General features: G+C 64.6%; 27 protein-coding genes. 14 read left to right on the forward strand and 13 right to left on the reverse strand.

Going from position 1 to position 26483, the window contains the following annotated elements:
• Window positions 1-218, reverse strand: a 218-nt coding sequence (locus tag ACCD03_RS18725; RefSeq protein ID WP_413412521.1) for a porin, incomplete at its 3' end; no start/stop codon positions are given.
• A gap of 175 nt (window positions 219-393) precedes the next feature.
• Between ACCD03_RS18725 and gcvA the strand changes: the two genes are divergently transcribed.
• From gcvA to ACCD03_RS18745, 4 genes are all read left to right on the forward strand, one after another.
• A complete protein-coding gene (gcvA, locus tag ACCD03_RS18730) occupies window positions 394-1320 on the forward strand; it encodes a transcriptional regulator GcvA (protein ID WP_045204834.1) in 927 nt (308 codons plus the stop codon).
• A 77-nt stretch (window positions 1321-1397) separates the two neighbouring features.
• A complete protein-coding gene (locus tag ACCD03_RS18735) occupies window positions 1398-1817 on the forward strand; it encodes a VOC family protein (protein WP_253543094.1) in 420 nt (139 codons plus the stop codon).
• Window positions 1818-1867: 50 nt separating this feature from the next.
• Window positions 1868-2617 carry a 16S rRNA (uracil(1498)-N(3))-methyltransferase gene (locus ACCD03_RS18740; protein ID WP_413412522.1) on the forward strand — a complete coding sequence of 250 codons (750 nt, stop codon included), beginning with the start codon at window positions 1868-1870 and terminating at the stop codon, window positions 2615-2617.
• An 82-nt stretch (window positions 2618-2699) separates the two neighbouring features.
• A complete protein-coding gene (locus tag ACCD03_RS18745; protein ID WP_413412523.1) occupies window positions 2700-3299 on the forward strand; it encodes a YidB family protein in 600 nt (199 codons plus the stop codon).
• Between the two features lie 56 nt (window positions 3300-3355).
• Here ACCD03_RS18745 and ACCD03_RS18750 read toward each other — a convergent pair whose 3' ends face one another.
• Window positions 3356-4300 (reverse strand): LysR family transcriptional regulator, encoded by a 945-nt coding sequence (locus ACCD03_RS18750; protein ID WP_045204830.1) that lies wholly within the window; start codon window positions 4298-4300, stop codon window positions 3356-3358.
• A 202-nt stretch (window positions 4301-4502) separates the two neighbouring features.
• Here ACCD03_RS18750 and ACCD03_RS18755 point away from each other — a divergent pair, with 202 nt between their 5' ends.
• From ACCD03_RS18755 to araH, 6 genes are read left to right on the forward strand one after another with little or no spacing between them, the layout of a single operon-like run.
• The gene (locus ACCD03_RS18755) at window positions 4503-6239 is read left to right on the forward strand and encodes an IlvD/Edd family dehydratase (protein ID WP_413412524.1); all 1737 of its coding nucleotides are present in this window, start codon (window positions 4503-4505) and stop codon (window positions 6237-6239) included.
• Between the two features lie 26 nt (window positions 6240-6265).
• The gene (locus ACCD03_RS18760) at window positions 6266-7207 is read left to right on the forward strand and encodes a dihydrodipicolinate synthase family protein (protein WP_413412525.1); all 942 of its coding nucleotides are present in this window, start codon (window positions 6266-6268) and stop codon (window positions 7205-7207) included.
• A gap of 2 nt (window positions 7208-7209) precedes the next feature.
• The gene (locus ACCD03_RS18765; RefSeq protein WP_413412526.1) at window positions 7210-8148 is read left to right on the forward strand and encodes a Gfo/Idh/MocA family protein; all 939 of its coding nucleotides are present in this window, start codon (window positions 7210-7212) and stop codon (window positions 8146-8148) included.
• Window positions 8149-8201: 53 nt separating this feature from the next.
• Complete coding sequence (locus ACCD03_RS18770; RefSeq protein WP_045204826.1) at window positions 8202-9206, forward strand: arabinose ABC transporter substrate-binding protein; 1005 nt, start codon at window positions 8202-8204, stop codon at window positions 9204-9206.
• Between the two features lie 57 nt (window positions 9207-9263).
• Entirely contained in the window at window positions 9264-10793 is a 1530-nt protein-coding gene (gene araG / locus ACCD03_RS18775) for an L-arabinose ABC transporter ATP-binding protein AraG (protein ID WP_413412527.1), read from the forward strand.
• 33 nt (window positions 10794-10826) lie between these two features.
• Window positions 10827-11837: an L-arabinose ABC transporter permease AraH gene (araH, locus tag ACCD03_RS18780; protein WP_413412528.1), complete on the forward strand. Its 1011-nt coding sequence runs from the start codon at window positions 10827-10829 to the stop codon at window positions 11835-11837.
• A 90-nt stretch (window positions 11838-11927) separates the two neighbouring features.
• Here the strand turns inward: araH and ACCD03_RS18785 are convergent, their stop codons facing one another.
• From ACCD03_RS18785 to ACCD03_RS18795, 3 genes are all read right to left on the reverse strand, one after another.
• The gene (locus tag ACCD03_RS18785) at window positions 11928-12551 is read right to left on the reverse strand and encodes a barstar family protein (protein WP_413412529.1); all 624 of its coding nucleotides are present in this window, start codon (window positions 12549-12551) and stop codon (window positions 11928-11930) included.
• Window positions 12548-12979 (reverse strand): ribonuclease domain-containing protein, encoded by a 432-nt coding sequence (locus tag ACCD03_RS18790; RefSeq protein WP_413412530.1) that lies wholly within the window; start codon window positions 12977-12979, stop codon window positions 12548-12550. The genes ACCD03_RS18785 and ACCD03_RS18790 overlap by 4 nt, the downstream gene beginning before the upstream one ends.
• A gap of 473 nt (window positions 12980-13452) precedes the next feature.
• Window positions 13453-15798: an NADP-dependent malic enzyme gene (locus tag ACCD03_RS18795; protein ID WP_413412531.1), complete on the reverse strand. Its 2346-nt coding sequence runs from the start codon at window positions 15796-15798 to the stop codon at window positions 13453-13455.
• 161 nt (window positions 15799-15959) lie between these two features.
• Here ACCD03_RS18795 and thiL point away from each other — a divergent pair, with 161 nt between their 5' ends.
• Genes thiL through ACCD03_RS18810 form a run of 3 tightly spaced genes read left to right on the forward strand, consistent with a single transcriptional unit; the run spans window position 15960 to window position 18153 of the window.
• The gene (gene thiL / locus ACCD03_RS18800; protein WP_413412532.1) at window positions 15960-17045 is read left to right on the forward strand and encodes a thiamine-phosphate kinase; all 1086 of its coding nucleotides are present in this window, start codon (window positions 15960-15962) and stop codon (window positions 17043-17045) included.
• Window positions 17042-17620 carry a phosphatidylglycerophosphatase A gene (locus tag ACCD03_RS18805; RefSeq protein ID WP_253543068.1) on the forward strand — a complete coding sequence of 193 codons (579 nt, stop codon included), beginning with the start codon at window positions 17042-17044 and terminating at the stop codon, window positions 17618-17620. Before thiL ends, ACCD03_RS18805 begins: the two co-directional genes overlap by 4 nt.
• A gap of 32 nt (window positions 17621-17652) precedes the next feature.
• On the forward strand, window positions 17653-18153 hold the full coding sequence (locus ACCD03_RS18810) for a CinA family protein (RefSeq protein ID WP_045204842.1): 501 nt from the start codon (window positions 17653-17655) through the stop codon (window positions 18151-18153).
• A gap of 1 nt (window position 18154) precedes the next feature.
• Here ACCD03_RS18810 and ACCD03_RS18815 read toward each other — a convergent pair whose 3' ends face one another.
• Both ACCD03_RS18815 and pyrF read right to left on the reverse strand, forming a co-directional pair.
• Window positions 18155-18373: a metal transporter gene (locus ACCD03_RS18815; RefSeq protein ID WP_082076083.1), complete on the reverse strand. Its 219-nt coding sequence runs from the start codon at window positions 18371-18373 to the stop codon at window positions 18155-18157.
• 40 nt (window positions 18374-18413) lie between these two features.
• Window positions 18414-19229 carry an orotidine-5'-phosphate decarboxylase gene (pyrF, locus tag ACCD03_RS18820; protein ID WP_253543066.1) on the reverse strand — a complete coding sequence of 272 codons (816 nt, stop codon included), beginning with the start codon at window positions 19227-19229 and terminating at the stop codon, window positions 18414-18416.
• A gap of 210 nt (window positions 19230-19439) precedes the next feature.
• Here pyrF and corA point away from each other — a divergent pair, with 210 nt between their 5' ends.
• On the forward strand, window positions 19440-20402 hold the full coding sequence (gene corA, locus ACCD03_RS18825; protein WP_045204817.1) for a magnesium/cobalt transporter CorA: 963 nt from the start codon (window positions 19440-19442) through the stop codon (window positions 20400-20402).
• A gap of 12 nt (window positions 20403-20414) precedes the next feature.
• On the opposite strand, the gene mtgA is transcribed toward corA, so the two are convergent.
• The 6 genes from mtgA to ACCD03_RS18855 form a co-directional block, all read right to left on the reverse strand.
• A complete protein-coding gene (gene mtgA, locus ACCD03_RS18830; protein ID WP_012436427.1) occupies window positions 20415-21119 on the reverse strand; it encodes a monofunctional biosynthetic peptidoglycan transglycosylase in 705 nt (234 codons plus the stop codon).
• A 19-nt stretch (window positions 21120-21138) separates the two neighbouring features.
• Window positions 21139-22056, reverse strand: a complete 918-nt coding sequence (aroE, locus tag ACCD03_RS18835; protein WP_045204816.1) for a shikimate dehydrogenase — start codon at window positions 22054-22056, stop codon at window positions 21139-21141.
• A gap of 11 nt (window positions 22057-22067) precedes the next feature.
• Complete coding sequence (locus ACCD03_RS18840; protein ID WP_045204815.1) at window positions 22068-22982, reverse strand: energy transducer TonB; 915 nt, start codon at window positions 22980-22982, stop codon at window positions 22068-22070.
• A gap of 52 nt (window positions 22983-23034) precedes the next feature.
• Window positions 23035-25131 (reverse strand): ribonuclease catalytic domain-containing protein, encoded by a 2097-nt coding sequence (locus ACCD03_RS18845; protein WP_325651430.1) that lies wholly within the window; start codon window positions 25129-25131, stop codon window positions 23035-23037.
• Between the two features lie 153 nt (window positions 25132-25284).
• Window positions 25285-25863, reverse strand: coding sequence for a chorismate--pyruvate lyase family protein (locus tag ACCD03_RS18850; protein WP_325651432.1), 579 nt, complete (start codon window positions 25861-25863; stop codon window positions 25285-25287).
• Complete coding sequence (locus ACCD03_RS18855) at window positions 25860-26483, reverse strand: YqiA/YcfP family alpha/beta fold hydrolase (RefSeq protein WP_325651434.1); 624 nt, start codon at window positions 26481-26483, stop codon at window positions 25860-25862. The genes ACCD03_RS18850 and ACCD03_RS18855 overlap by 4 nt, the downstream gene beginning before the upstream one ends.

The raw sequence follows: 26483 nt of genomic DNA on the forward strand, positions 1-26483 counted from the left end.
ATGAACCCGAACATGCTCGTGCCCCACTGGTTGTCGGCGGCGCGCCAGAGGCTGCCGCCCGGCGAGGTCGCGGTGGGAGCGACGTTGTTCTGGTAGTCGATGCCGCTGGCAACGCGGCCGTACAGCGTGACGTTGGTTTGTGCAAGGGCGGGAGCGGTCCAGCCAGCGAGCGCAAGGCCGCACGCCAGCAACCCGCGAACAGCGGTGGTTCGATTCATGACGTCTCCTGAAATGTTTTTGTAGGCGGGGTCCGGTGCGGCGCGCGGTTTGAGATCGCTGGAGGCACACACCAAGCATCGTCACCGGCCCCAGGCGCATTTGTAGTCGGGGCGGCCTTAACGTGGCAAACTACAAATTCTTCGTTGGACGTTAAATTTTTCTTAACGAGAACGCATGCCCCGCCGCCTCCCTCCCCTTAATGCATTGCGCGTCTTTGAAGTTGCGGGCCGCCACTTGAGCTTCAGCCGGGCTGCGGACGAGCTTTGCGTGACCAACGCCGCTGTCAGCCACCAGATCAAGCAGCTCGAAGATCATCTGGGCAAAAAGCTCTTCGCACGCCGCAACAACCAGCTCACGTTGACAGACGCCGGCGACAACTACCTGCCTCGCGTGCGCGACGCGCTGCGTGCGCTCGAACAAGCCACCGACCTGTTGATGGACACCGCCGACGCGCCGCTGCGCGTGGCTGTGCCGCCAACCTTTGGCGCCAAATGGCTGGTGCCGCGGCTGTACCGCTTCTTCAACCAGCATCCGCACGTGCGCGTCGAAGTCTCGACCGCCGACGTGCAAGACCACGGCCAGTTCGATCTGTGCATCGACGACCGGCAAGTCAACGCGCCCAACCTGCGCGTCGAGTGGTTCACCTCCACCGATTTCTTTCCGGTTTGCAACGCTACGCTGCAGGCTGCCATCCGCATGCCGCAAGACCTCGCCACACACACGCTGCTGCATGAACGCGGCGGCCGCCATCTGGCGCACCATCCCACTTGGCGGCAATGGCTCGACGAGGTCGGTGTGCCCCACATCGATGCCACGCGCGGGCCGGCGTTTTCCGAAGCCCTGATGGCGCTGCAGGCAGCCATTGACGGCCAGGGCGTGGCGCTCGGCCAGGGCATCCTCGTCGAATACGACATCGCCGCCGGCCGTCTGATGCGACCGCTGGCGACCGAAGCCTCGCTGCGCCTGTCGTACTACCTGATCCATCCACACCAGGCGGCCGAGCACGCGGGCTTTGCATTGTTCCGCCAGTGGCTCGTCGATGAAGTTGCGCGCAGCGGCGGCCGCGCGCGCAACCAGCCCCCGGCAAGCGAGGTGTTTTGATTTCTTTTTGATTGTGGCGTGGCGGGCGCTCTACACTACTCGTCCCTGGCTGCATTGCGCCGAAGAAGGAGCCCGCCATGAGCTTCCCCCGCCCCGCCAACACCCCGTGGCTTGTCCCGTACCTGACCGTGCGCGACGCATCGGCCGCCATCGCCTTCTACCGCAACGCGTTCGGTTTTGATGTGCAGGATGAAATGCACGACCATGGCCGCCCGATCCACGTCGAGATGACCTACCAAGGCCAGCTCATGCTGATGTTTGCGCCTGAGGGCGTCTTCGGCTCCACCGCGAAAGCCCCGGCCGGCGCGGGCTTTGAATGCCCGCAGAGCTTCCACCTGTATTGCAGCGACGTCGACACCGCGTATCAGAACGCGCTCGACCAGGGCGCCACGTCCATCATGGCGCCGCACGATGCCTTCTGGGGCGAGCGCTACGCCGCTGTGCGCGACCCGGACGGTTATCGCTGGGGCCTCGCCTGCCGCCCAGCGACAGCCTGATCGCTCCATCGCTTGATTGCCTGACCCGATTCACCAAAAGGATTGCTGTAATGGGGCTTCCCCGTTTTTTCGTCGATACGCCGCTTGCCCCCAACACCACCGTCACGCTGCCAGAGGCCGTCACGCGCCACGTCCACGTGCTGCGGCTGGCCGTCGGCGATGACGTCTGCCTGTTCGATGGCTCCGGCAACGAATTCCGTGCTCGGCTCGACGCCATCAACAAGCGCGACGCCGCCGCCAGCCTTACGGATGCCACACAGCCCGACACGGAGGCCCGCTACGCCATCACCCTCGCGCAAGGCATTGCCGGTGGCGACAAGATGGATTGGCTGATCGAGAAGGCCGTCGAACTGGGTGTGAATGCGGTGGCTCCGCTACAGACCGAACGCGCCGTGGTACGCCTCTCCGGCGAGCGTGCCGCCAAGCGCGTGCAGCATTGGCAGGCACTGGTGCAGGCCGCCTGCGAGCAATGCGGCCGAGCACGCGTGCCGGTGGTTGCACCGGTCGCCACGCTGCGTGACTGGCTTGCCGCCGTCAAATCGACCGACGCGCCGCGCGTGCTGCTGTCACCGCGCGGCACGCAATCGCTCACCCAATGGGCGGTGCAATCGCGCACGCGCATCGAAGGCGGCGGCATCGTCCTGCTGATCGGCCCCGAAGGCGGTCTTTCGCCCGACGAAGAAGCGCTGGCCGAGGCCGCCGGTTTCTTACCGCTGACACTCGGGCGACGTATTCTGAGAACGGAATCGGCGGCGCTCGTTGCCGTGTCCGCGCTGCACGCCGTGCTCGGCGAGTTCTAAGTTCTAACGACGAAACACTGACCGTTTGATCCCACCGGCGGGCCTTTCCCCCATGCCCGCCACTGACCAAAGGAGCTTCATCATGGGTCTACTCGATTCGATTCTCGGCGGCGGCAATGACGCCAGCGGCGCGCAATCGTCCTTGCTGGGCAACAAAAAGGTGTTGCTTGCCGTGGGCGTGCTGGCTTACCTCGCGATGAAGCACAAGTCGCAAGGCGCAGGCGATGCAGCCGCACCGCAAGGGCAGGAAGATCAGGGCGGCGGCCTGTTCGGTTCGCTGGGTGGTTTGCTGGGTGCGGCAGGCGGAGCCGGCGCGCTGGGCAGCCTGCTCGGCGGCGCGGGCGGAGCGGGTGGCCTTGGTGGTCTGCTCGGCGGTTTGTTGGGCGGCGGCAGCGGCAATGCGGACCAGGCGGCCGTCGGAGGCCTCGGGCCGTTGCAGCAGATCCTGGAGCAAGCCGGCCTGGGCGAACAAGTCAAATCGTGGATCGGCAATGGCCAGAACCTGCCGGTGTCGGGCGAGCAGATTACCCAAGCACTGAGCGGCACGGGTGCGCTGGAGGAGGTGTCAAAACTGGCCGCCCACTTCGGCATCAACGAGGGCGATCTCGCCAACCAGCTCGCCGAAGGCCTGCCCGAAGCGGTCAACCACCTCACGCCGCAGGGCGCAGTGCCGGCGGCCTGAACGTCATCGCCGCACAGGAGAAAAGCCCGCAATTGCGGGCTTTTTTGCGCCGGCAGTCAACCCGCACCGTAGGCCGTTCGGCCCGCGTCGCGCAGTGCCTGCACCACATGCAGCGCCGCCGGAGACAACAACCGGTCCGTGCGCGTGATGATGCCGAAGTCATCCATCTGGCACGGCATCGGCAACGGAAGAATCGCGAGCATCTGATACGTCGCGTAGTACTGCGCGACGTCGGCGCCGATCACGGCCAGCATGTCGCTCTGCTCCAGGATGCGCGTCAGGAATAGCAGCGCTGAGGTTTCCACCACGCTGGACGGCGCTGTCAGGCTCTCCCGCTGGAACATCAGGTCGAACCGGTGACGCAGCACGCTGCCGATGGGCGGCACCACCCAGGTGGCCGGCTGCACGTCCGCGAGCGTCAGCGACGGTTCCGCCAGCAGCGGATGCCCCGGCCGCGCCACCGCAACCACCGGCTCGTCGGCCAGCGGCTCGTAGCGCAGGTGCAGCTTGTCGTGCTCGGCAAACAGGCGGCCGACCACCAGATCGAGCTTGTCCTGCGCCAGGCGTTCCAGCAACACGTTGCTGCTTTCGATTTCCAGCGACACCCGCAGCCCCGGATGCTCGCGTGTGATCTGTGCCACCACCGGCGGCAGCAGCCGCACGCCCGGCGACGTGATGGTGCCCACCGCCACATGCCCGAGGTGTCCTGCCTTGAGCCCGAGCACTTCCTCCTGGGCCTGGTCCAGGCTGCCGACCACCGCGCGCGCATGGCGAATCAGCGCATCGCCATAGCGCGTGGGCCGCATGCCGCGCGGCATGCGCTCGAACAACTGCACATCCAGCATGGCTTCCAGCTCGCGCAGCAGCTTGGAGGCGGCGGGCTGCGTCATGTTGAGCGCGGCGGCCGCCCGGTGGATGTTGCCCTCCTCGGCCAGGGCAATCAGCAGCAGCAGCTGTCGCGTCTTCAGGCGCGCACGGACGTACCAGGGGCTGTTCGACATCGGGTCTTCCTCGAGATATCAAATCGGATATCGGTCACGGCCAATATTTCATTGGAAGGATATCAGGGCGCTCCGTACACTCGGTCCGATCAAAAAACCACAACCACACCGGAGACAACGGACGTGCCGCGCGGCCCGCAAGTGCCACGCAGCCGATCGATGCGCGCGCGCCTCGACTACCACGTCCGTGACACACGCACCCATGTCGGAATCGAAACCCAAGCTGCGCTCGGCCCAATGGTTCGGCACCGCCGATAAGAACGGCTTCATGTACCGAAGCTGGATGAAGAACCAGGGCATCCCCGATCACGAATTCGACGGCCGCCCGATCATCGGCATCTGCAATACCTGGTCGGAACTGACGCCGTGCAACGCGCATTTCCGCAAGCTCGCCGAGCACGTCAAGCGCGGCATTTACGAGGCGGGCGGATTTCCGGTGGAGTTTCCGGTGTTCTCCAACGGCGAATCGAACCTGCGCCCGACCGCCATGCTCACGCGCAACCTCGCGGCCATGGATGTTGAAGAGGCGATTCGCGGCAACCCGATCGACGCGGTGGTGCTGCTCACCGGCTGCGACAAGACGACGCCCGCCCTGCTGATGGGCGCGGCAAGCTGCGACGTACCGGCCATCGTCGTAACGGGCGGGCCGATGCTCAACGGCAAGCTCGACGGCAAGAACATCGGCTCCGGCACGGCGGTGTGGCAGCTGCACGAATCGCTCAAGGCAGGTGAGATCGACCTGCATCGCTTCCTGTCGGCGGAAGCGGGGATGTCGCGCTCGGCCGGCACGTGCAACACGATGGGCACGGCGTCCACCATGGCATGCATGGCTGAAGCGCTCGGCACATCGCTGCCGCACAACGCGGCCATCCCGGCGGTGGATGCGCGGCGCTACGTGCTGGCGCATATGTCGGGCATTCGCATCGTCGAGATGGCGCTGCAGGGGCTGACGCTGTCTAAGATCCTCACGCGCGCCGCGTTCGAAAACGCCATCCGCGCCAACGCAGCCATTGGTGGTTCGACCAACGCCGTGATCCACCTGAAGGCGATTGCCGGGCGCATTGGCGTGCCGCTTGAGCTGGAAGACTGGTCGCGCATCGGCCGCGACACGCCGACCATCGTCGACCTGATGCCCTCGGGCCGCTTCCTGATGGAGGAGTTCTATTACGCGGGCGGCCTGCCTGCGGTGCTGCGCCGACTCGGCGAGGCGAACCTGCTGCCGCATCCCGATGCGCTGACCGTCAACGGCAAGACGCTGTGGAGCAACGTAAAAGACGCGCCCATTACCGATGATGAAGTCATCCGCCCGCTCACCAACCCGCTGATCGACGATGGCGGCATTCGCGTGCTGCGCGGCAATCTGGCGCCGCGTGGCGCGGTGCTCAAGCCATCTGCGGCGAGCCCGGAGCTGCTCAAGCATCGCGGCCGCGCCGTCGTGTTCGAAAACCTGGAGCACTACAAGGAACGCATCGTCGACGAGTCCCTGGAGGTAGATGCCAGCTCCGTGCTGGTGATGAAGAACTGCGGGCCGAAGGGATATCCGGGCATGGCAGAGGTTGGCAACATGGGCCTGCCGCCCAAGCTGCTGCGCCAGGGTGTGAAGGATATGGTGCGCATTTCCGACGCACGCATGAGCGGCACCGCCTATGGGACGGTGGTACTGCACGTGGCGCCCGAAGCTGCGGCGGGCGGCCCGCTGGCCGCGGTGCAGGACGGCGACTGGATCGAACTCGATTGCGAGGCGGGCACGCTTCACCTGGACATCTCCCCCGAAGAGCTCGCGCGCAGGTTGGCGGCCTACGAGCCCCAGCGTTCGCATGGCGAGGCCGGCGGCTACCAGCGCCTGTACGTCAACCACGTGCTGCAGGCGGACGAAGGCTGCGATCTCGATTTCCTGGTCGGCTGCCGTGGCGCCGCGGTACCGCGTCACTCGCACTGAATCGACACACGCGTAGGAGACTGGCTTTGCCAATTGCTCAACCCGCCGCGCACGCACCACGCTATCGCGGCATCTTTCCGGTGGTGCCCACCACCTTCACCGAAACCGGCGAACTCGATTTGCCGAGCCAGAAGCGCGCGATCGATTTCATGATCGATGCCGGCTCGGATGGCCTGTGCATCCTGGCCAATTTTTCGGAGCAGTTCTCGCTGTCCGATGACGAGCGCGAAGTGCTCACCCGCACCGCGCTGGAACACGTAGCCGGCCGCGTGCCCGTGATCGTCACCACCTCGCACTACAGCACCCAGGTCTGCGCGCAACGCAGCCGCCGCGCGCAGGACATGGGCGCCGCCATGCTGATGGTGATGCCGCCCTACCACGGCGCCACCTTCCGCGTGCCGGAAGCGCAGATCTACGAATTCTTTGCGCGCGTGTCGGACGCGGTGGGCATTCCGATCATGATTCAGGATGCGCCGGCCAGCGGCACGGTGCTGTCTGCGGCGTTCCTCGCGCGCGTGGCCCGCGAGATCGAGCAAGTGGCCTACTTCAAGATCGAAACACCCGGTGCGGCGGCCAAGCTGCGCGAGTTGATCCGCCTGGGTGGCGATGCCATCGAAGGCCCGTGGGACGGCGAAGAAGCCATCACGCTGCTGGCCGATCTGGATGCAGGCGCCACGGGCAGCATGACAGGCGGCGCATATCCCGACGGCATCCGGCCAATCATCGAAGCGCACGCGAAGGGGCAGCACGATCTCGCCTTCGATCTGTATCAACGCTGGTTGCCGCTCATCAATCACGAGAACCGGCAGGCCGGCATCCTGGCCGCCAAAGCGCTCATGAAGGAAGGCGGTGTGATTGCCTGCGAGGCGTCGCGCCATCCGTTGCCGCCGATGCATCCAGACACCCGCCGGGGCCTGATCGACATTGCCCGGCGGCTCGATCCGCTGGTCCTGCGCTGGGGACGATAGCCATGCACGGTGAACGCACCCCCGTTTCGATCGGCATTGTCGGCGTCGGCAAGATCGCGCGCGATCAGCATCTGCCGGCGCTTGCCGCAGAGCCCGGATTCAAGCTCGCGGCCTGTGCGAGCCCGCATTCGCGCATTGACGGCCTGCCGCACTACACGACGCTCGACGCCATGCTCGCAGACGAACCCGCGCTGCAGGCGGTGTCGTTGTGCACACCGCCGCAGGTGCGATTTGCACAGGCCCGCGCGGCGCTCGCCGCCGGCAAGCACGTGATGCTGGAGAAGCCCCCGGGCGCCAGCGTGTCGGAAGTTGCGATCCTGGCTGAACTGGCGCGGGAACGTGGCTGCACGTTGTTTGCCTCGTGGCACTCGCGCCATGCGCCTGGTGTCGAGGCGGCCCGCGACTGGCTTGCAAGCCGCGCCATCGTCTCGGTCGACGTGCAGTGGAAAGAAGATGTGCGCCGCTGGCACCCGAACCAGGCATGGATCTGGGAACCCGGCGGCCTGGGCGTGTTTGACCCTGGCATCAACGCGCTTTCGATCCTGACCCGCGTGTTGCCGCATGCGTTCTTTCTCACGGCGGCCGATCTTTGGGTGCCCGCCAATCAGCAGACGCCGATTGCTGCCCACCTGGCATTCACCGATGCGCGCGGCACGGCAATCCGGGCGGAATTCGACTGGCGCCATGACGCAGGTGAGCTATGGCAGATCGACGTGACCACACGCGACGGCACCTTGCGGCTGGCACAAGGCGGCAAGCAATTGATCATCGACGGCGTTGAGATCGACGTCGGCCCCGAACGCGAATACCCAAGCCTGTACACACGCTTTCTCGAATTGATCGCCAGCGGCGAAAGCGATGTCGATGTCCGCCCGCTTCAGCACGTGGCCGACGCCATGCTGCTCGGTCGGCGCCATCTGATTGATCCGTTCGTGCCGTGAAGCACGCCCGACTCACGTAGTGCCATAAGAGCCATTCCAACGAGGAGACAACCATGCAACGCAAACTTCGCCGCCTGACGCTATCCGCCCTGGCAGCCACCCTGTGCCTGGGGCCGCTGGCCGCCGCCCTGCCCGCCCACGCCGACGAGCCGCTCAAGATCGGCTTCCTGGTCAAGATGCCCGAGCAGGCGTGGTTCATCAACGAACAGAAAGCTGCCACCGCGCTTGGCCAGAAGGACGGCTTTTCAGTGGTGAACATCGGCACGCCCGATGGCGAAAAGGTGCTGTCCGCCATCGACAACCTGGGCGCGCAAGGTGCCAAGGGCTTCGTCATCTGCGCGCCGGACGTGCGCCTCGGGCCGGCTATCTCGGCACGCGCCAAGCACTACAACATGAAGTTCGTCACGGTTGACGATCAACTCGTCGACTCGTCCGGCAAGCCGCTGGCCAACGTGCCGCACCTGGGCATGTCGGCATTCAAGATCGGTAACCAGGTCGGCCAAGCCATCTCCGACGAGATGAAGCGCCGTGGCTGGAAGCCCGAGGAAGTGGGCGCGCTGCGCATCACCAACTACGAGCTGCCGACCGCCAAGCTGCGCACCGACGGCGCCACGCAGACGCTACTGGCCGGGGGCTTCAAGAAGGAGAACATCTTCGACGCGCCGCAAAAGACCACCGACGACGCCGGCGGCTTCAATGCCGCGTCGCCGGTGCTGGCCCAGCATGCGGGCATCAAGAAGTGGGTCATCTTCGCGCTCAATGAAGAGAGCGTGCTGGGCGGCGTGCGCGCAACCGAGCAGCTGCACATTCCGGCAGCCGATGTGATCGGCGTCGGCATCAACGGCGCCGGCGAGGCGTTTGCCGAGTTCCAGAAGAAGGAACCGACGGGCTTCTTCGGCACGATTGCCGTCAGCTCGACCAACCACGGCAAGGATAGCGCCGCAAACCTCGTCGATTGGATCAAGACCGGCAAACAGCCGCCGGCCGATACGCAAACCACCGGCAAGCTGATGGTGCGCAGCAATTGGCAAGAAGTCCGCAAGGAACTGGGCATTTGATGCAACACGCGGCGCGGGCCGGTCCCGCGCCCCACTTGCATCCGCAGAGAGCAACCGATGACAGTCCAATCACTTGATGAGAGCGGCCCACCCGACGCTTCCGCTGGCGCATACCTGAAGCTCGACGGCATCACCGTGCGCTTTCCTGGCGTGCTGGCGCTCGACCACGTCTCGCTCGACATCCGCCGCGGCGAGGTGCACGGCCTGATGGGCGAGAACGGCGCGGGCAAGTCGACGCTGCTCAAAGTGCTCTCAGGCGTCAACCAGCCGGAGGACGGCACGCTGTCGCTCGACGGCGTGCCGCAGCAGTTCACAAACACGCGCGCAGCCATTGCGGCGGGCATCGCGATCATCTATCAGGAACTGCACCTCGTGCCTGAGCTGACGGTGGCAGAAAACCTGATGCTCGGCGCGCTGCCCAACCGCTTTGGCGTGCTCGACGAGAAAACGTTGATCGCCCGCGCGCTGCGCGAACTCGAACGGCTGGGCGAGAGGCTCGATCCGGCCCAGCCCGTCAAGCATCTGTCGATCGGCCAGCGCCAGATGATCGAGATCGGCAAGGCGCTGATGCGCGACGCGCGCGTGATCGCGTTCGACGAACCAACGAGTTCGCTCTCCTCGCGCGAGACGACGCAGTTGTTCCGCATCATTCGCGCGCTCAAGGCCGAGGGCCGCGCGATCATCTATGTCACCCATCGCATGGAAGAGGTGTATGAACTGTGCGATCGCGTGACCGTGTTCCGTGACGGCCGGCATATCGACACGTTCAACGCCGGCGCGAGCCTCGACCGCGAACGGCTGATCCGCTGCATGGTCGGGCGCTCGATCCAGGACGTGTATGGCTACAAGCCGCGCCCGCTCGGCGAGGTGAAGGTCGACGTGCGCGGCCTGATGGGGCCCGGCTTGACCGAACCCGCATCGTTTCGCGCGCATGCAGGGGAAATCGTCGGCTTCTTCGGGCTGGTCGGCGCGGGGCGCTCGGAGCTGATGAAGCTGCTCTACGGCGCGGTCAAACCCACAGCGGGCGAGGTTCACCTCAAAGGCAAGCGCGTCCAATTCACCACGCCGCGCGATGCGGTGCGCGCGGGTGTCGCGCTCTGCCCTGAAGACCGCAAGCAGGAAGGCATCGTCGCGATCGCCTCGGTGTCGGATAACCTGAACATCAGTTGCCGGCGCCACTTTAGCCGCTTCAGCGTGCTGAACAACCGGCAGGAAGCGCGGACCACCAAGTCGTTCATCGACAAGCTTGCCATCAAGACACGCAACGGTGAAACGCCCATCGGCAAGCTGTCGGGCGGCAATCAGCAGAAGGTGATCCTCTCGCGCTGGCTGGCGGAAGACATCGACGTCTTCCTGATGGACGAGCCCACGCGCGGCATCGACGTCGGCGCCCGCAGCGAAATCTACAGCCTGCTCTACGGCCTCGCCGAGGCGGGCCGCACTGTCATCGTCGTGTCGAGCGACCTGGCGGAAGTCATCGGCGTTGCCGACCGCGTGCTCGTCATGAAGCAGGGCCGCATCGTCGGCGATCTGCCCAGAGAGCACGCCTCGCCTGACACCCTCATCAAACTCGCGCTGCCACGTTAGCGCGCGAATTACGCCCTCATGGAAACCGATCCTATGCAAACGCCATCCACCGAATCCGTGCCGGGCGGCCCGCCATTGGCCGCCCCTGGCATCCCCAGCCGCGCAGCCCTCACGTGGGAGCTGGTCAACCGATCGGGCATCGTCGTGGTGTTCCTCCTGCTGTTCACCGCGCTGGCGTTCACGGTGCCGGGCTTCATCAGCAGCCGCAACATCCAGGGCCTGCTGCTCTCCGTCACCTTGATCGGCTCCATCTCGGTCACGATGATGTTTGTCCTCGCCCTCGGAGAGGTCGACCTCTCCGTCGCCTCCATCGTGGCGTTCGCGGGCGTGGTGGCCTCCACGCTCATCACCGCAACCCATAGCGTGGTGCTTGGCGTCGGGGCCGGCGTGCTGGCGGGCGGCCTGGTCGGGCTCGTCAATGGCGTGCTGGTGGCGCGCTACCAGATCAACTCACTGATCGTCACGCTGGCCATGATGGAAGTCGTGCGCGGCCTCGCCTTCATCACCTCCAACGGCGACGCGGTGATGATTTCCGAAGAGAGCTTCTTCGACCTGGGCGGCGGGTCATTCCTCGGCATCTCGTACCCCATCTGGAGCAATATCGTCGGCTTCGCGCTGTTCGGTTTCCTGCTCAAGAAGACGGTGTTCGGAAAGAACGTGCTCGCCGTCGGCGGCAATGAAGAAGCAGCGCTGCTCGCCGGCTTGCCCGTGACGCGCATCAAAGTCGCTGTGTTCGTTTTGCAAGGCCTGGTGACCGGCTTTGCCGGGGTGATGCTCGCCTCGCGCATGAGCCTGGGCGATCCGAAAACGTCGGTCGGGCTTGAGCTGGGCGTGATCTCAGCCTGCGTGCTGGGCGGGGTTTCGCTCACGGGCGGGGTGGCAACCGTGTCCGGTGTGCTGGTCGGCGTTCTGATCATGGGGTCGGTGCAGAACGCGATGAGCCTGATGAACGTGCCGACGTTCTATCAGTACCTGATTCGCGGCGGCATTCTGCTGCTGGCGGTGTGGTTCGACCGCATTCGCCGCAACAAGCGGGTGGGCTGACACGCCGGTCGGCCTTCACACGGCAACAAAAAAGCCCGCATTTGCGGGCTTTTTCATTTCCGGGCCGATCAACCGACCGAGCGGCCTAGCTCACGCGAACGAATAGAACACGCGGAACTGAACCTTGCGCTCGCCCCAGAACTCAGCCGCGTCGCGGAACACGTCCAGCAGCACTTCACGCGCTTCCTTGTCGAACTTAGGCTGGCACGGCAGGCCCTCGAGCACAATGACAAAACCCGGCTGCGGGCCGGCCTTGTAGATCATGTCGGTCAGGCAGTCAGCCAGGGCGTCGAAGTTCTTGCCGAAATGCTTCGGGAACAGAAACTCGCGCGCAATCACGTCGAGCACTTCGCTCTTGGTGGTCGCGGCCGCGCAGTTGGCGTACAGGAAATGCTGGCCAAGGCTGGCCGCCGACTCGGCCAGATCCGCCACGCGAAACGCGCGGATCGACTGCACGATATTCGGACGCACCGTCTTGAACAGGTTCATGGCGTCTTCGCGACCTCCGTCGTCGTCCGTCTGAGTATTGTCCTGCGTCATGATGTTCTGCGGTGCGCTTTGAGGCGACTTGGCCGCTCCCCCGACGCGTGCGCCCAGGGCTTGCATCCCGACCACACCGTCGTACAGATTTTGCGCCTTGTGCCACGCCTCGCGGGCCACGCGCTCATCGCGTGCGGTGAGCGAGTCGTCCAGCCCAAACATGTTGGTCGTCATCGCTGTATCCGTTGAAAACTGTTGTAGTGATCTTCCGTGTAGTAGCAGTCGTTGGCCGCTTGCTGATCGCCGCCGCAAATAATGCGTCGGGCGCCACGGCTGCGGGCCCCTCGCGCCTTCACGGTGTACTCGTGGTAATAGCCACGCCGCTGTGCAGGCAAACGTCGTTCATAGTTGCCGAACGTGGTGCCATCTTTTGCATACGGAAACGGGCCGCCCTGCTCAATCAGTGCCAGCGTGCGCTGCGCCTCGTTGGGCAGGTCTACCGGGCGAATGGTTCCCACGGCGGCGGCCATGCCGGTGGTGTCCCGAGCAACCGCATTGACCGGCAGGCCGGCCACCGACAACGCGAGCGTTGCCATCAGCGCACCACGCGCCATCGCCTGAGATACGGAGCGGCCGATCCACGCTCCAAGTCGCTTTGTCATCAGCAGGCCCTAACGGGAGAATCGCGCCGACCGGAGCCCGGCGCAGGTCACAAGCGCAGGTGGCCGTCCAATAACGATCCGGACAGCCGGTTTGCAGCTGAAAGCGAAGCGGCTCAATGCGTGAGAGGCCTGGCAGGGAATGACAAGTCGGGCGACTGCCGAAGACTTGGGGAATCCTTCCGCCTGCAAAAACCACCCATTGCGCGCACCGAATAAGGCCAACCAGTCAGACGTGTGTACGGAAAGCCGCATTTTTTGAAACCCGTCCGGCCCGGTTCGGACCTCATGTGCTCAGAAGCACCCCTTCAGCCCGTAAGGGTACGCTCATCAATGACAACAATCAACCGACGGTGGAAGTCTGAAGGGTTTTTTGATACGGCTATTTAGTTTGCGGAAATGTGAGCGCACGCAAACTTAGTGAATAAAAAAAGGGAGCGCAGCATCGTGCGCTCCCTTTTCTGGTGCGGTCGCGATCAGCGTTGCGCTTGTGCAGCGGCATCCACAACGGTCAGGGCCGTCATGTTGAGGATGCGTCGCACCGTAGCCGATGGCGTGAGGATATGCACCGGTTTTTTCACGCCCAGCAGGATCGGACCGATGGCGATGTTGTTGCCGGCGGCCGTCTTCAGCAGGTTGTAAGCGATGTTGGCCGCGTCGATATTCGGCATGACCAACAGGTTGGCTTCGCCCTTGAGCGGCGAATCCGGCACCAGCGAGTTACGCAGCTTCTCGTCGAGCGCGGCATCACCGTGCATCTCACCGTCCACTTCCAGGTTCGGGGCACGTTCGCGCAGGATCGCCAGCGCTTCGCGCATCTTGATAGCCGAAGGCGCTTCCGATGATCCGAAGTTCGAGTGCGACATCAGCGCGACCTTCGGCTTGATGCCGAAGCGGCACAGCTCCTCAGCGGCCATGATGGTGATCTCGGCCAGTTCCTCGGCCGTCGGATCGACGTTCACGTGCGTATCCGCCAGGAACACCTGGCGACCCGGCAGAACCAGGCCGTTCATGGCCGCATACACGCAATTGGTGCCGCCCAGGATCTGGTCGATGTAGCGCAAGTGGGCGGCCGTGTTGCTGATCGTGCCGCAGATCATGCCGTCCGCTTCGCCCTTGTGGACCATGACGGCGCCAATGAGCGTATTGCGGCGACGCATCTCCAGCTTGGCGTACTGCGGCGTCACGCCCTTGCGCGCCATCAGCTTGTAATACGTCTCCCAGTAATCGCGGAAGCGCTCGTCGTGCTCGGGGTTGACCACGGCGAAGTCCACGCCTTCGCGCAGGCGCAGCCCGAAACGCTCGATGCGGTGGGCGATCACGCTCGGGCGGCCGATCAGGATCGGGCTGGCGAGCTTTTCGTCCACGACGATCTGCACGGCGCGCAGCACGCGCTCTTCTTCGCCCTCGGCAAAGACGATGCGCTTGTTCTCCATCGGCACCTTGCGAGCGGCCGAGAAGATCGGCTTCATCAGCGTGCCCGAGTGGTAGACGAACTGCTGCAGATGCTGGCGGTAAGCGTCCATGTCTTCGATCGGACGCTGGGCCACGCCCGACAGCATGGCGGCCTGCGCCACAGCCGGCGCGATCTTGACGATCAGGCGCGGGTCGAAGGGCTTCGGGATCAGGTATTCGGGGCCGAACGACAAGTCCTGGATGCCGTAAGCGGAAGCAACGATGTCGCTTTGCTCCTGACGGGCCAGTTCAGCCACGGCGTGCACGGCGGCAACTTCCATCTCACGCGTGATGGTGGTTGCGCCCACATCCAGCGCGCCGCGGAAGATGAACGGGAAGCACAGGACGTTGTTGACCTGGTTCGGGTAGTCCGTGCGGCCGGTGCCCATGATGACGTCGGGGCGCACTTCCTTGGCCAGCTCCGGCAGGATTTCCGGGTTCGGGTTGGCCAGCGCGAAGATGATCGGCTTGTCGGCCATGCGCTTGACCATGTCCTGCTTGAGCACGCCAGCGGCGGACAGGCCCAGGAAAATGTCGGCGCCGTCGATAACTTCTGCCAGCGTGCGCAGGCCGGTCTTCTGTGCGAAGAGCGCCTTGTCCGGGTCCATCAGTTCGGTGCGGCCTTCGTAGACCACACCCGCCAGGTCCGTCACCCAGACGTTTTCGCGCGGCAGGCCCAGGTCAACCAGCAGGTCAAGGCACGCCAGCGCCGCAGCGCCCGCGCCCGAAGCCACCAGCTTCACCTTCTTGATGTCCTTGCCGACGACCTTCAGCGCGTTGGTAATGCCAGCACCCACCACGATGGCGGTGCCGTGCTGGTCATCATGGAAGACGGGGATCTTCATGCGCTTGCGCAGTTCGCGCTCGACGAAGAAGCACTCCGGGGCCTTGATGTCTTCCAGGTTGATCCCGCCGAAGGTAGGCTCCAGCGAGGCGATGATATCGACCAGCTTCTGCGGGTCTTTTTCGTTGATCTCGATGTCAAACACATCGATGCCAGCAAATTTCTTGAACAGGCCGGCCTTGCCTTCCATGACCGGCTTCGAGGCCTCCGGGCCGATATCGCCCAGGCCGAGCACAGCCGTGCCGTTGGTCACCACGCCGACAAGGTTGCCGCGGGCGGTGTAGCGGAACGAGTTGGCGACGTCTTCGACGATCTCTTCACAGGCTGCGGCAACACCCGGCGAGTACGCCAGGGCGAGGTCGCGCTGGTTCGACAGCGGCTTGGTCGGCGTGACGGAAATCTTGCCCGGGGTCGGAAACTCGTGGTACTCCAGCGCGGCCTTGCGCAAGGCGGCGCGCTGCTGCGCCTTGAGTTCTTCATCCGTGCGGGCGGGCTGCTGAGGCTGGGAATCCACCGTGGTCATGGGTCTCTCGTATCGGGTGGCCAGCGCGCGCGCCGGCCGTCGCATCTAGCGGGCCACCGGGATACCCTCACGAGCGCCACGGGAATACGGTCCGCCTCCTTGGGCCCGTCATTTTATATAGTGAAAAGCGATCTCACAACGGGATTTTGGGTGGGGGTGACATGCGTATTCGCTACAATATTCCACCGTCCTGTCACGGCACCATCGGGCTTGCCCCATATTCTTCCATTGCCGCTGCCGTGTCCAAGCCCGCGAATTCACGCAACTCCGCTCATTCTTCGGCAAATTTGTCCGAATTTGAGCTAATTCGGCGCTACTTCACTCGACCCACGCCAAAAGCAACCTTAGGCGTAGGCGACGACTGCGCCTTGCTGGCGCCTCGCCCCGGGCACGAATTGGCGATTTCCACCGACATGCTGGTCGCCGGCCGTCACTTTTTTCCACATGCGGAGCCGCGCGCACTTGGGCATAAAGCGCTGGCTGTCAATCTGTCGGATTTGGCCGCGATGGGTGCGGAGCCGCGCGCTTTTACGCTGGCCGTAGCGCTGCCTGAGGCCAATCCTGCCTGGCTTAAACCGTTTTCGGAAGGCCTGCTCGCCCTGGCGGATGCCTTTCACTGTGAACTCATCGGCGGCGACACCACGCGCGGACCGCTCACGCTGAGCCTGACGGTCTTTGGCGACGTTCCCACCGCTGCGGCACTACGCCGCGACGCTGCCCGGCCCGGCGATGACCTCTGGGTCTCGGGCACCGTAGGCGACGCGCGGCTGGCCCTCGGCGCCCTGCGCAACGAATGGGCGCTTACGCCTGACGCGCTCGCACAAGTGCAGCCGCGCATGGACATGCCCACGCCGCGCGTCGCGCTCGGCCTGGCATTGCGCGGTGTCGCCCGGGCAGCGCTCGACATATCGGACGGTTTGTTGGGCGATCTTGGCCACATCCTCACGCAATCCCGCGTCGGAGCGACGATCACGGTCGACGATGTACCGCGCTCGGCGACGCTCGCGGCGCAGCCTCTGGCGCTGCAGTTGCAATGCACGCTGGCCGGCGGCGACGACTACGAACTTTGCTTCACTGCTCCTGCCGATGCGCGCGACGCCGTGGTCGCGGCGGGGCAGCGCGCGGGTGTGGCCGTCACCCGCATCGGCCGCATCGACGCCGAAACCGGCTTGCGGCTCGTTGATGCCCACGGCGCGCCAGTCCTCTTCACGCACGGCAGTTTCGACCATTTCTCTTCCGCCTCATGATGTCTTCCGCTCCCTTCCCGCCCTCCAATCCGCCGGGCCAGCCTGAAAGCGTCGTCCTCGAGGCGGGCCAGACCGTGCAGGTGCGGCGCCCGACGGCGCGCTTCATGTTCGGCCATCCGGCACGCATCCTCGCGCTTGGCTTTGGTTCGGGTCTGTCGCCCATCCTCCCGGGCACGGTCGGTACGCTGTACGCGTGGCTGGTCTACGTGGTGTTTGCACGCTGGATTTCCGGGCCGACTTGGCTGCTGATCGCGGCGGTTGGCTTCGTGATCGGCATCTGGGCATGCGCCCGCACCGCGCGCGATCTGGGCGTGGCCGATCATGGCGCCATGGTGTGGGACGAGATAGTCGCGTTCTGGCTCGTGCTGGCCTTCGTCACGCCCACCACGCTGGGGGGGCAGTTCGCCGCGTTCCTGTGGTTCCGCTTTTTCGACATGGTGAAGCCCGCGCCCATCCGCTATTACGACCGCTCGCTCAAGGGTTTTGGCGTGCGCGGCGGATATGGCGTGATGGTCGATGACATTCTCGCGGCGTTCTACACGCTGCTCGTGTTTGCGCTGTGGCGCTCGTTTTGACGTCTGACGTCAGAAGCTTCGAAGGTATTGCAATGGCTGAATCCCGCGCCCTGGCCCAACTGGCCGAACTGGTGGCTGACACGCTGAACAAGCGCAGCCTGATGATGGCATCCGCCGAGTCGTGCACCGGCGGGCTGGTGTCTGCCGCCATCACCGATGTATCAGGCTCGTCCGCGTGGTTCGAGCGCGGCTTCGTCGTCTACTCCAACGAAGCAAAATCGCAGATGTTGGGCGTTCCGGCGGCGCTAATCCGCGAACATGGCGCCGTGAGCGAGCCCGTGGCGCATGCCATGGCCGAGGGTGCAGTGCTCAACAGCCGCGCGCAGGTGGCCGTCTCGATTACCGGTGTGGCGGGCCCGACGGGCGGCACGGCCGACAAGCCTGTCGGCATGGTGTGTTTCGGTTGGAGCAACCGCCTGCAGACGCGCGTAGAAACGCGCCACTTCAAGGGCGACCGCAAGCAGGTCCGCCTGCAGGCAGCGGAGCACGCACTGCGTGGCCTGCTCGACTTCCTCGACTCGGCGGAGTCCTGATCTAGATCTCGCTGGGATGATCCGGCCGGCGACGATCTCCGTGATCGTGTTCCGGCTGGTGCTCGTGATCGTGCTCGTGGCGACGGTCGCGATCATGATCGCGACGCGTCGTCTCATGCTCGTGGGTGTCGTCGCGCTCTTTCTCGAGCTTGCGGTCCGGGTCCTTACCGGTCTCTTCTCGGTGCGTACCGGCAACGGGGCGGTGCGGATGCGTGGTCATGGCGTCCTCGCTCTCACCGCAACCGGACCGACAAGGCAGATCAGTTGCGGAACTGGTTGATCTGGTCCCGAGTGGCAAGCGCCACGCGGCGGGCGGCATCGGCGAAATCGCTGTCGGTGCTGGCATAGAGAATGGCCCGCGACGAGTTGATCATCATGCCGGTGCCGTCGGCCGTGCGGCCAGCGCGCACCGTGGCTTCGATGTCACCGCCCTGGGCACCAACACCCGGAATCAGAAGCGGCATGTCGCCGACAATCTCTCGCACCTTGGCAATTTCTTCCGGGAACGTCGCGCCCACCACCAGGCCCATCTGGCCGCTGGTATTCCACACGTCGCGCGCACGTTCTGCCACGACCTGATAGACAGGGCGGCCGGCGGTTTCCAGAAACTGCACATCGCTGCCGCCGGCGTTAGACGTGCGGCACAGCACGATCACGCCCTTGTCGGCATGCGCGAGGTACGGCTGCATCGAATCAAAACCCATGTATGGGCTGACGGTGATGGCGTCGGCCTGATAGCGCTCGAAGGCTTCCTTGGCGTAGTGCTCGGCGGTCGAGCCGATATCGCCGCGCTTGGCATCAAGAATGACGGGGATACCGGGGTAGGCCTCGTGGATGTAGTTGATGAGCTGCTCGAGCTGGTCTTCGGCGCGCTGTGAGGCGAAGTAGGCGATCTGCGGCTTGAATGCGCAGACCAGATCGGCGGTCGCGTCCACAATGGCGCGGCAGAACGAGAAGATCGCCCCGCCCGTGCCCGTCAGCGACGCCGGCAGGCGCGACGGGTCAGGATCGAGCCCAACGCACAGCAGGGAATTGTTGCGCTGCCAGGCGGCAGCCAGTTGTTCGGTAAATCGCATGGTGTCGGGAATGTGAGAGCGGCCGGCCGGCCGCATGACTTGTGTGCATTTTACTCGTCGGGCGGCCCGGTGGCGGCATCTTCCGGGCGTGGCGCCTGCCCCACGCGTGCGCGCCAAGCCACCGTTTGTGGCTGAACCTGCCGTCTCTTTACGCTACACTCGGCGCGATTTTTTCGCCGCCCGCTCAACGCCTGCTTCAAGGAAACATCCATGATCAACCTGTTCGTCGTGCAAAAAGGCCGTCTCGCGCAGGAACAGGTCGAAGAACGCAGCGAACTGCTGCAGCACAAGCCGATCTGGATCGACGTGATCGACCCCGACGACGAAGAGCTGGCGTGGATCAAGGAAGCCCACGGCGTGGTCCTGCCCGAACTGGAGCAATTGGGGGACCTGGAAGCCTCCGCCCGCTACTTTGAAGGCGAAGACGGCCACATCCATATCCGCACCGATTTCCTGCTCGACGAAGAAACCGCTTCCCGTAACGTGCGCGTGGCCTTCGTCTTGACCAAGGATGTGCTCTTCTCCATCCACGACGAGGATTTGCCCGCATTCCGGCTGGTGCGCATGCGTGCGCGGCTTCGCCCGGGCTCGGTGCGCAACGCCAAAGATGTGCTGATGGATCTGTACGCTACCGACGCGGAATACTCGGCCGACTCCATCGAGGAAGTCTATGAACGCCTCGAAGATGCCAGCAAACGTGTGCTGGCCGATGAGGTGACCGACGCCGCCGCCGCCGATGTGCTGGAGATCATCGCCCGCGTGGAAGACTTGAATGGCCGGATCCGCCGCAACGTGATGGATACGCGCCGCGCGGTGTCGTTCCTGCTGCGCAGCCAGTTGCTCTCGGCCGACCAGCAAGACGAAGCGCGCCAGGTGTTGCGCGACATCGATTCCATCGAGAACCACACGGCGTTCCTGTCCGACAAGGTCAACTTCCTGATGGACGCCACGGTCGGCTTCATCAACATCAACCAGAACAAGATCATCAAGCTGTTCTCGGTGGTATCGGTGGCGCTGATGCCACCCACGCTGATCGCCTCGATCTACGGCATGAACTTCAAGGTGATGCCGGAGCTGGACTGGGCAGAAGGCTACCCGTACGCGATCCTGATGATGGTGGTGTCGGCGGCGATTCCGCTGGTGTACTTCCGCCGCAAGGGCTGGCTGAAGTAGGCCTGCGCCGGATTAATCCGGCAGCGTGGCCGAACCCATGCGGTTGGCGATCACGGTGGCCTTGCGCGTGAAGTTGACGTGCACGTTGGCGCAGTAGCTCTTCTTATCGAAGCACTTCGGCGCGGGCAGCGCCGCAGCCAAGCGGGCCGCCTGACCCACCGTAAGCTGCGAAGCCGGGCGCTTGAAGTAATGCTGCGCTGCCGCTTCCGCACCGAAGACGCCCTCGCCCCATTCCACCGAGTTCAGATAGATCTCGAGAATGCGTTCCTTGTCGAGCCAGAACTCAAGCATCCACGTGATGACGAGTTCTTCACCCTTGCGCAGGTAGTGGCGCTCGCCTGAGAGGAATAGGTTCTTGGCCAGTTGCTGCGTGATGGTCGAACCGCCTGCGACCACGTGGCCGCGCCGCTTGTTCTTCTCCCACGCGTCGAGCATGGCGTCGACTTCCCAGCCGCTGTGCGAGACAAAATCCGCGTCTTCACTGGCGATGACCGCGCGCTTGAGGTTGCGTGATATCTGGTCGTAATTGACCCAGCGGTGGTCGACCTTGCAGGTGAAGACATTGGCGCCGCATAGGCGCATGCGCTCGGCGCGCATGAAGCTGGTAGACGACGGATCGAACACCTGCCAACTCGCGATGGCGGCAAAGAAGTACAGGTTGAGGGCGACCACGCCCGCAACGAAGCAGCCGATCACATAGCCGAACCAACGCATCATCGCGGGGCTTCGCTCCGGTTCAGCGAGGCGCGCGCGCCGCGACGGCGGCTTCGCCTTGCAGCCCCTCGCGCATGGCGAGCAGCACCGGAGCGGTGTCCGGACGCACGTTGCGCCAGACGAAGAACGATTCCGCCGCCTGCTCCACCAGCATGCCCAAACCGTCCCATGCGCGGGCGCCGTTGCGCCGGGCGAACTCCATGAACACCGTCGGCCGCGGGCCGTACATCATGTCGTAGGCCAGCGCGTTGGGACCGAACACGGTGGTCGGGATCGGCGGCACTTCGGCCTGGAGGCTGCTCGCCGTAGCGTTGATGATGACGTCGAAAACGTCGTCCGCAGCAAGTTCGTCATAGCCGCCGCCCACGAGCTCGACCTCGTGCAGCTTGGCCGAAACTTCGAAGCGCTCGACCAGCTTGTTGGCGCGATCCGCCGTGCGGTTGGCAATGAACACGCGCGCGGGCTTGTGCTCCAGCAGCGGCAGCAGCACGCCACGCGCCGCACCGCCGGCGCCCAGCAGCAGCACGCGTTCGCCTTCGAACGAGTTCCCGATGTTATGGGTGATGTCGCGCATCAGGCCGACGCCGTCGGTGTTGTCGCCAAAGATCTCTTCGCCATCGAACTTGAGCGTGTTGACCGCACCGGCCGATTCCGCCCGCAGCGACAGCGACGTCGACATGGCATACGCATCGAGCTTGAACGGCACAGTCACGTTGAGCCCGCGCCCGCCTTCGCGCACGAAGTTCATCACCGTTTCGTCGAACGCGATCAGTTCGGCGTAGATGCGGTCGTAGCGGATGAGCTGCCCCGTCTGCTGCGCAAACGCGGCATGGATGATGGGCGACTTGCTGTGCGAGATCGGGTTGCCGATCACGCCATAACGATCTGTGGGCGGGGCGCTCGCAGCTGCGAGGATGGCCTCTTGAAACGACGACGGCATGGACGACGAAATCAGCGGGTCTGCAGGTGGGTTTCCAGGCCTGCGCGGGTGAACTTGAACGTAGCAACGACATCCTGAATGTCGACGCGCTTGCGCATCTCGGCCGGGAAGCCGCCAAACGGTGAAGACGAACGCACGATGGCCACGGCTTGGCGATCCAGCGCGGGGTTACCCGAGCTTTTGGCGATCTCGATGCCTTCGATCTTGTAGCCGTCTTGGTTGTAGCCGAGCTGGCCTTCGCGGTTGATGCTGATCACGACGATCAGCTCGCCGTACAGCGGGCGGCCGTTCTGGCTGGGAAAGTTGGCGGTGCCGCGCGCTTCGATCTTGCGGCGCACCGAATCGTAGTAGCGGGCGTAATCCACCTGACGCGCGCTGGCGGCCGTCAGCACATTGCGGCGCGGGCGCTTGGCGTAGTTCTCGAGGTTGCGGTCGATCTCGGCCTGCAGGCGGGCGATTTCATCTTGCGTGGTGCGGTCGTCGGTGCCATTGGTGGGCGATGGCTGCGGACGCTCGCCGGGCTTGACCTGACGATCGTTGACCAGCGGTGCGCGGTCAGTCGATTGCGTGAGCAGGCGGCGCTGCTCTTGCTCAAGATATTCAACGCGTCGCTGCGTGAGCTTGATGGCATCGCCGGTCTGCTCGTTGGTGTCGGCAGGCAGCGGCGTGGTGGCGCGTTGTTGATCGTATTCGCCACCTCCGTTCAGGTTGACCTGGGCCACGGCCGTCGCCTTGGACGGCGCCGTCGACGACTTGGCATTCACCAGCACCACATCCAGGCCCGGATCTTCGCGCTTGATATCGAACGCTTCGGGGGCCACCACACGCACGAACAGCAGCAGAACATGCACGGCCAGCGACACCACCAATGCCTTGGTGAGCGTGCTGCTGCCGGACCAGTCCGGACGGTTTGCAAGGGCGGCCATGGGGCGATTCCTGGTCGATGCGCGAAGAATGAAGGTCAGACTGCGATTGTAGTTATGCAGCGCCAGGCGTTCCACCGCTCTCGCCGTCTTGCGGCGGCGGCGCCACAGCGGCGTCGGCTTCTGCGCGAGCCTCTTCCTCATCGGCCGCCGGTTGTGGTTCAGCCGGCACATCGGCTTCAGTCTCTGCCTCGGCCAGTTCTTCTTCGATGGCTTCGGCCTCAGCTTGTGCGTCCGCTGCGGGTGTAAGGATTTCGACCACGCGGCACGATACTTCCAGGCTGATCTCGTCGGTGTCCAGGATATCGAGCACGACATGCGTGCCGCGCGGCGTTTGCGCCAGTTCCGGCACCTTCGTCACGAGCGGAATGTCGGCGAAGCGCACGGCGCCTTCCTTGAGCACCACTGCCTGCATACGCGTGCGATTTTCCTGCTTGAGCCAGCGCAGGCACCAGTAGCGCTCCATGGTCGACTGGTGGTCGGCGTAGGCAGCGTAGGTGGCTTCGAAGTCGGCCACGGCTGCCAGCAGGTCGGCATCTTTCGGCTTGAACGGCGCGATCAGCTTGGCCGTCACGCCGTGCTGCGCCACCGCTGCGATCTGCCACTGGTTGACCAGATCGACATAGCGGCGCAACGGCGAGGTGCTCCACGCGTACTGCGCCACGCCCAGACCTTCATGTGGCGCTGGATACGTCTGCATGCGCGTGCGGTGCATGCCCCACGCCTTCTGCGTGCGATAGATGCCGGGCACCCCGGCGTCGGCCAGCATGCGGCCCCACGTGCTGTTGGCCAGGATCATCAGCTCGGCAACGATCTTGTCTAGCGGCGAGCCTCGCTTGCGCTGTTCGATCCGCACGCGCTCGCCACCGCCTTCCGCTTCCGGAATCGCATCGATGTAGAACGAATAATCGCCCTTCTGCGCGCCCTCGGGCTTCAAGCCACTGGCGATGCGTGCCTGCTGGCGGCCGTCGTACAAGGCGCACACAAACGGCCACAGCACCGCCAGTTCGGCCTTGAACGGGTAGTCGCCCGAGCCATCGGCCAACGCGTCGGCGGTGATCACGTCGTCGAGCAGGTTATGGCGCAGGTTGGCGGCCACGGTCACGGATTCGCAGCGCGTTTCGCTGGCGGTGACTGCCCAGGTGGCGCGGTCGACCGTCGCATACAGCGACAGCGCCGGGCACGCGCGCCCTTCCTGCAGCGTGTAGCGATCAACCACCGACTCCGGCAGCATCGTGATCTTGTCACCGGGGAAATACACAGTCGACAAACGCTGGCGTGCAATCACGTCCAACGGTTCGCCGCGCTGGATGCCAAAGCCCGGCGCGGCAATATGGATGCCGATGCGCACGGTGGCGTCATCAATCGGGGTCACGGAGATGGCGTCGTCGATTTCCGTGGTGGTCACGTCGTCGATCGAGAAGGCGCGCACGTCGGCGGCCGGCAGCTCCATCGCCGGTTCCGGCACGGTCACGTCGGGGAAGCCGGTGCCCTTGGGGAAGCATTCCGACAAAAAGCGCGCCTCGTGCAGCGCGCGGGCATTGGCGATGCCGCCCACCGCCACCATCAGGCGCATCGGCGACAGGCCCAGTGCCGTGCACGCCGCGTCGAGCGCCTTGTATTCGAGACTGTTCTTGTCGGGCTTGAACAACAGTTGCAGCGTCTTGCCGCGAAAGGCCTCGGGCAGGCGCATCGCCTTCAGCTCGGCCTCGTATTCGGCCTGCAGTGCGGCTTGCTGCTTCTTGCGCTCCAGGCCCGCGAGCGCGGCTTTCAGCTGATCTTCGGGTGCGCGCTGATAGCGGCCGCGGCCCTTGCGGCGGAAGTAGATCGGCGAGCCATGCAGCGCGATGGCCAAAGCGGCTTGCTGCGTGGCATTGGCGCCGGCGCCAAAATATTCCCCTGCCAGATCGGTAAAGCCGAATTCATCGGCCGAAGCGCATTCCCAGAGGAAATCCAGGTCGATCTCTGCCGACAGCGCCTGGGCGGCCTGCGACAACTCGCTGGCCGACGGCTGCGCGAATTGCAGCAACACGTCGCGCGATTTGACCTTGGTGCGCTTGGCGCTCGGCAACTCGACCTGATAGGCCTCGCCCTGTTGGGACAAGACGGTGCCTGCGCGGATCTCGCCGCCTTCTTCAAACAGCAACTGCATGGATTTGTATGGATTGCGGCACTCGCACGACCGAGCATCGCTTTGAATGAGGTGGAATGGCCGCGCACCCTGACGTCACAACGTAATACGCGGCGATAAAAAGTTGGGGGCGATGATACCGCACTGGCTGAACGCCCGGCCCGCGAAATACGCCTACCGCGGCGGGTGGAAGTTGGCCAGCGCAGGCAGGAAAACCTCCGTCACCAGCATCGCGCTCGCTCTACGCCGGAACACCGATCGACGGGCCGGCAACCGGGCGGTGCCGGCAACGGGCGCGTCGCCTAGCGCCCCATGCGCCCGGCGCACCAGCGGGTGGCGCGCGTCCAGCAAGGCGAATTCGAAACCCCCGCGCTCGACACGTGGATCGGCAAACAGCGAGTGCCCCAGCGGCTGCGTCCCCAGTGCTTTCAGGAACGGCCAGTCAAGCGCCACGCTGCGCGGATGCACGATGGTGTGGGCATAGACCACCGGGATGTCGTCGCAGATCAGCAAAACCTCGCGGACCAACGTGTCAGCTGGGCCTGCCATGCCGAGGGAGCGCCACTCGTCACGCAGCGGCATCGCGCGGCGCTGGCCCAGCAATTGAACGCGGAAGCGCGATGACGCCGCACGAAGCCGCGCAGTCAGCGAGTCGGCGCCAACTGCCCAGCGTGCCCAATGCCGGTCATAGACGACAGCCGGAGGCAACGCGCTGCGCCAGAGGCTGCGCGGGTAAGACGGAGAATCGGTCATGCGGCGCTAAACGGATGCGCGGCCAACAGGTCGGCGGGAACGCCGCAGAAGACGAGCACTTCGTCCATGTACTGGGCGAAATCGCTGATGCCATGGTCGCCACCCTCAATGATGCGGGTGACCGCGCCAGGAAAGTGGCCCAGCATTTCGCGATAGTCGAGCACCTCATCCCCGGTCGCGGCCAGCAGGTAATAGCGCTCTGGTTGCGTGACGGCGGGCACAGCGAGCGCGCGCAGCTCATCAAGGTGATGCGTCTCAACACGAATCGTGCCGCCGCCATGCCATAACGGCTGTTCGCCGACGTATTTGGCGAGATCCCGCTCTGGGCGGGTAGCGGGATTGAGCATTGCCGCGCGAAGCCCATGCCGCTCAGCCAGCCAAGTGGCGTAAAAACCACCCAGAGAGGAGCCGATAAGCACAGGCTTGATGCCGTCCCGCGTACCCAACTCAGCGATCAGCGCCTCTGTTTCGGCCATCGCCTCGCTCGGTGATACAGGCAATGTCGGGCAAACGTATTGATCTGCCAGCCCCACGGAAGTCATGCGTTTGCCCAACAACTGCGCTTTGAACGAGCGCGGCGACGAACGGAATCCGTGCAGATAGACGATGGATGCCGGCAT

The sequence above is a fragment of the Ralstonia sp. Ralssp135 genome, assembly GCF_047304345.1.
GTDB lineage: Bacteria > Pseudomonadota > Gammaproteobacteria > Burkholderiales > Burkholderiaceae > Ralstonia > Ralstonia chuxiongensis.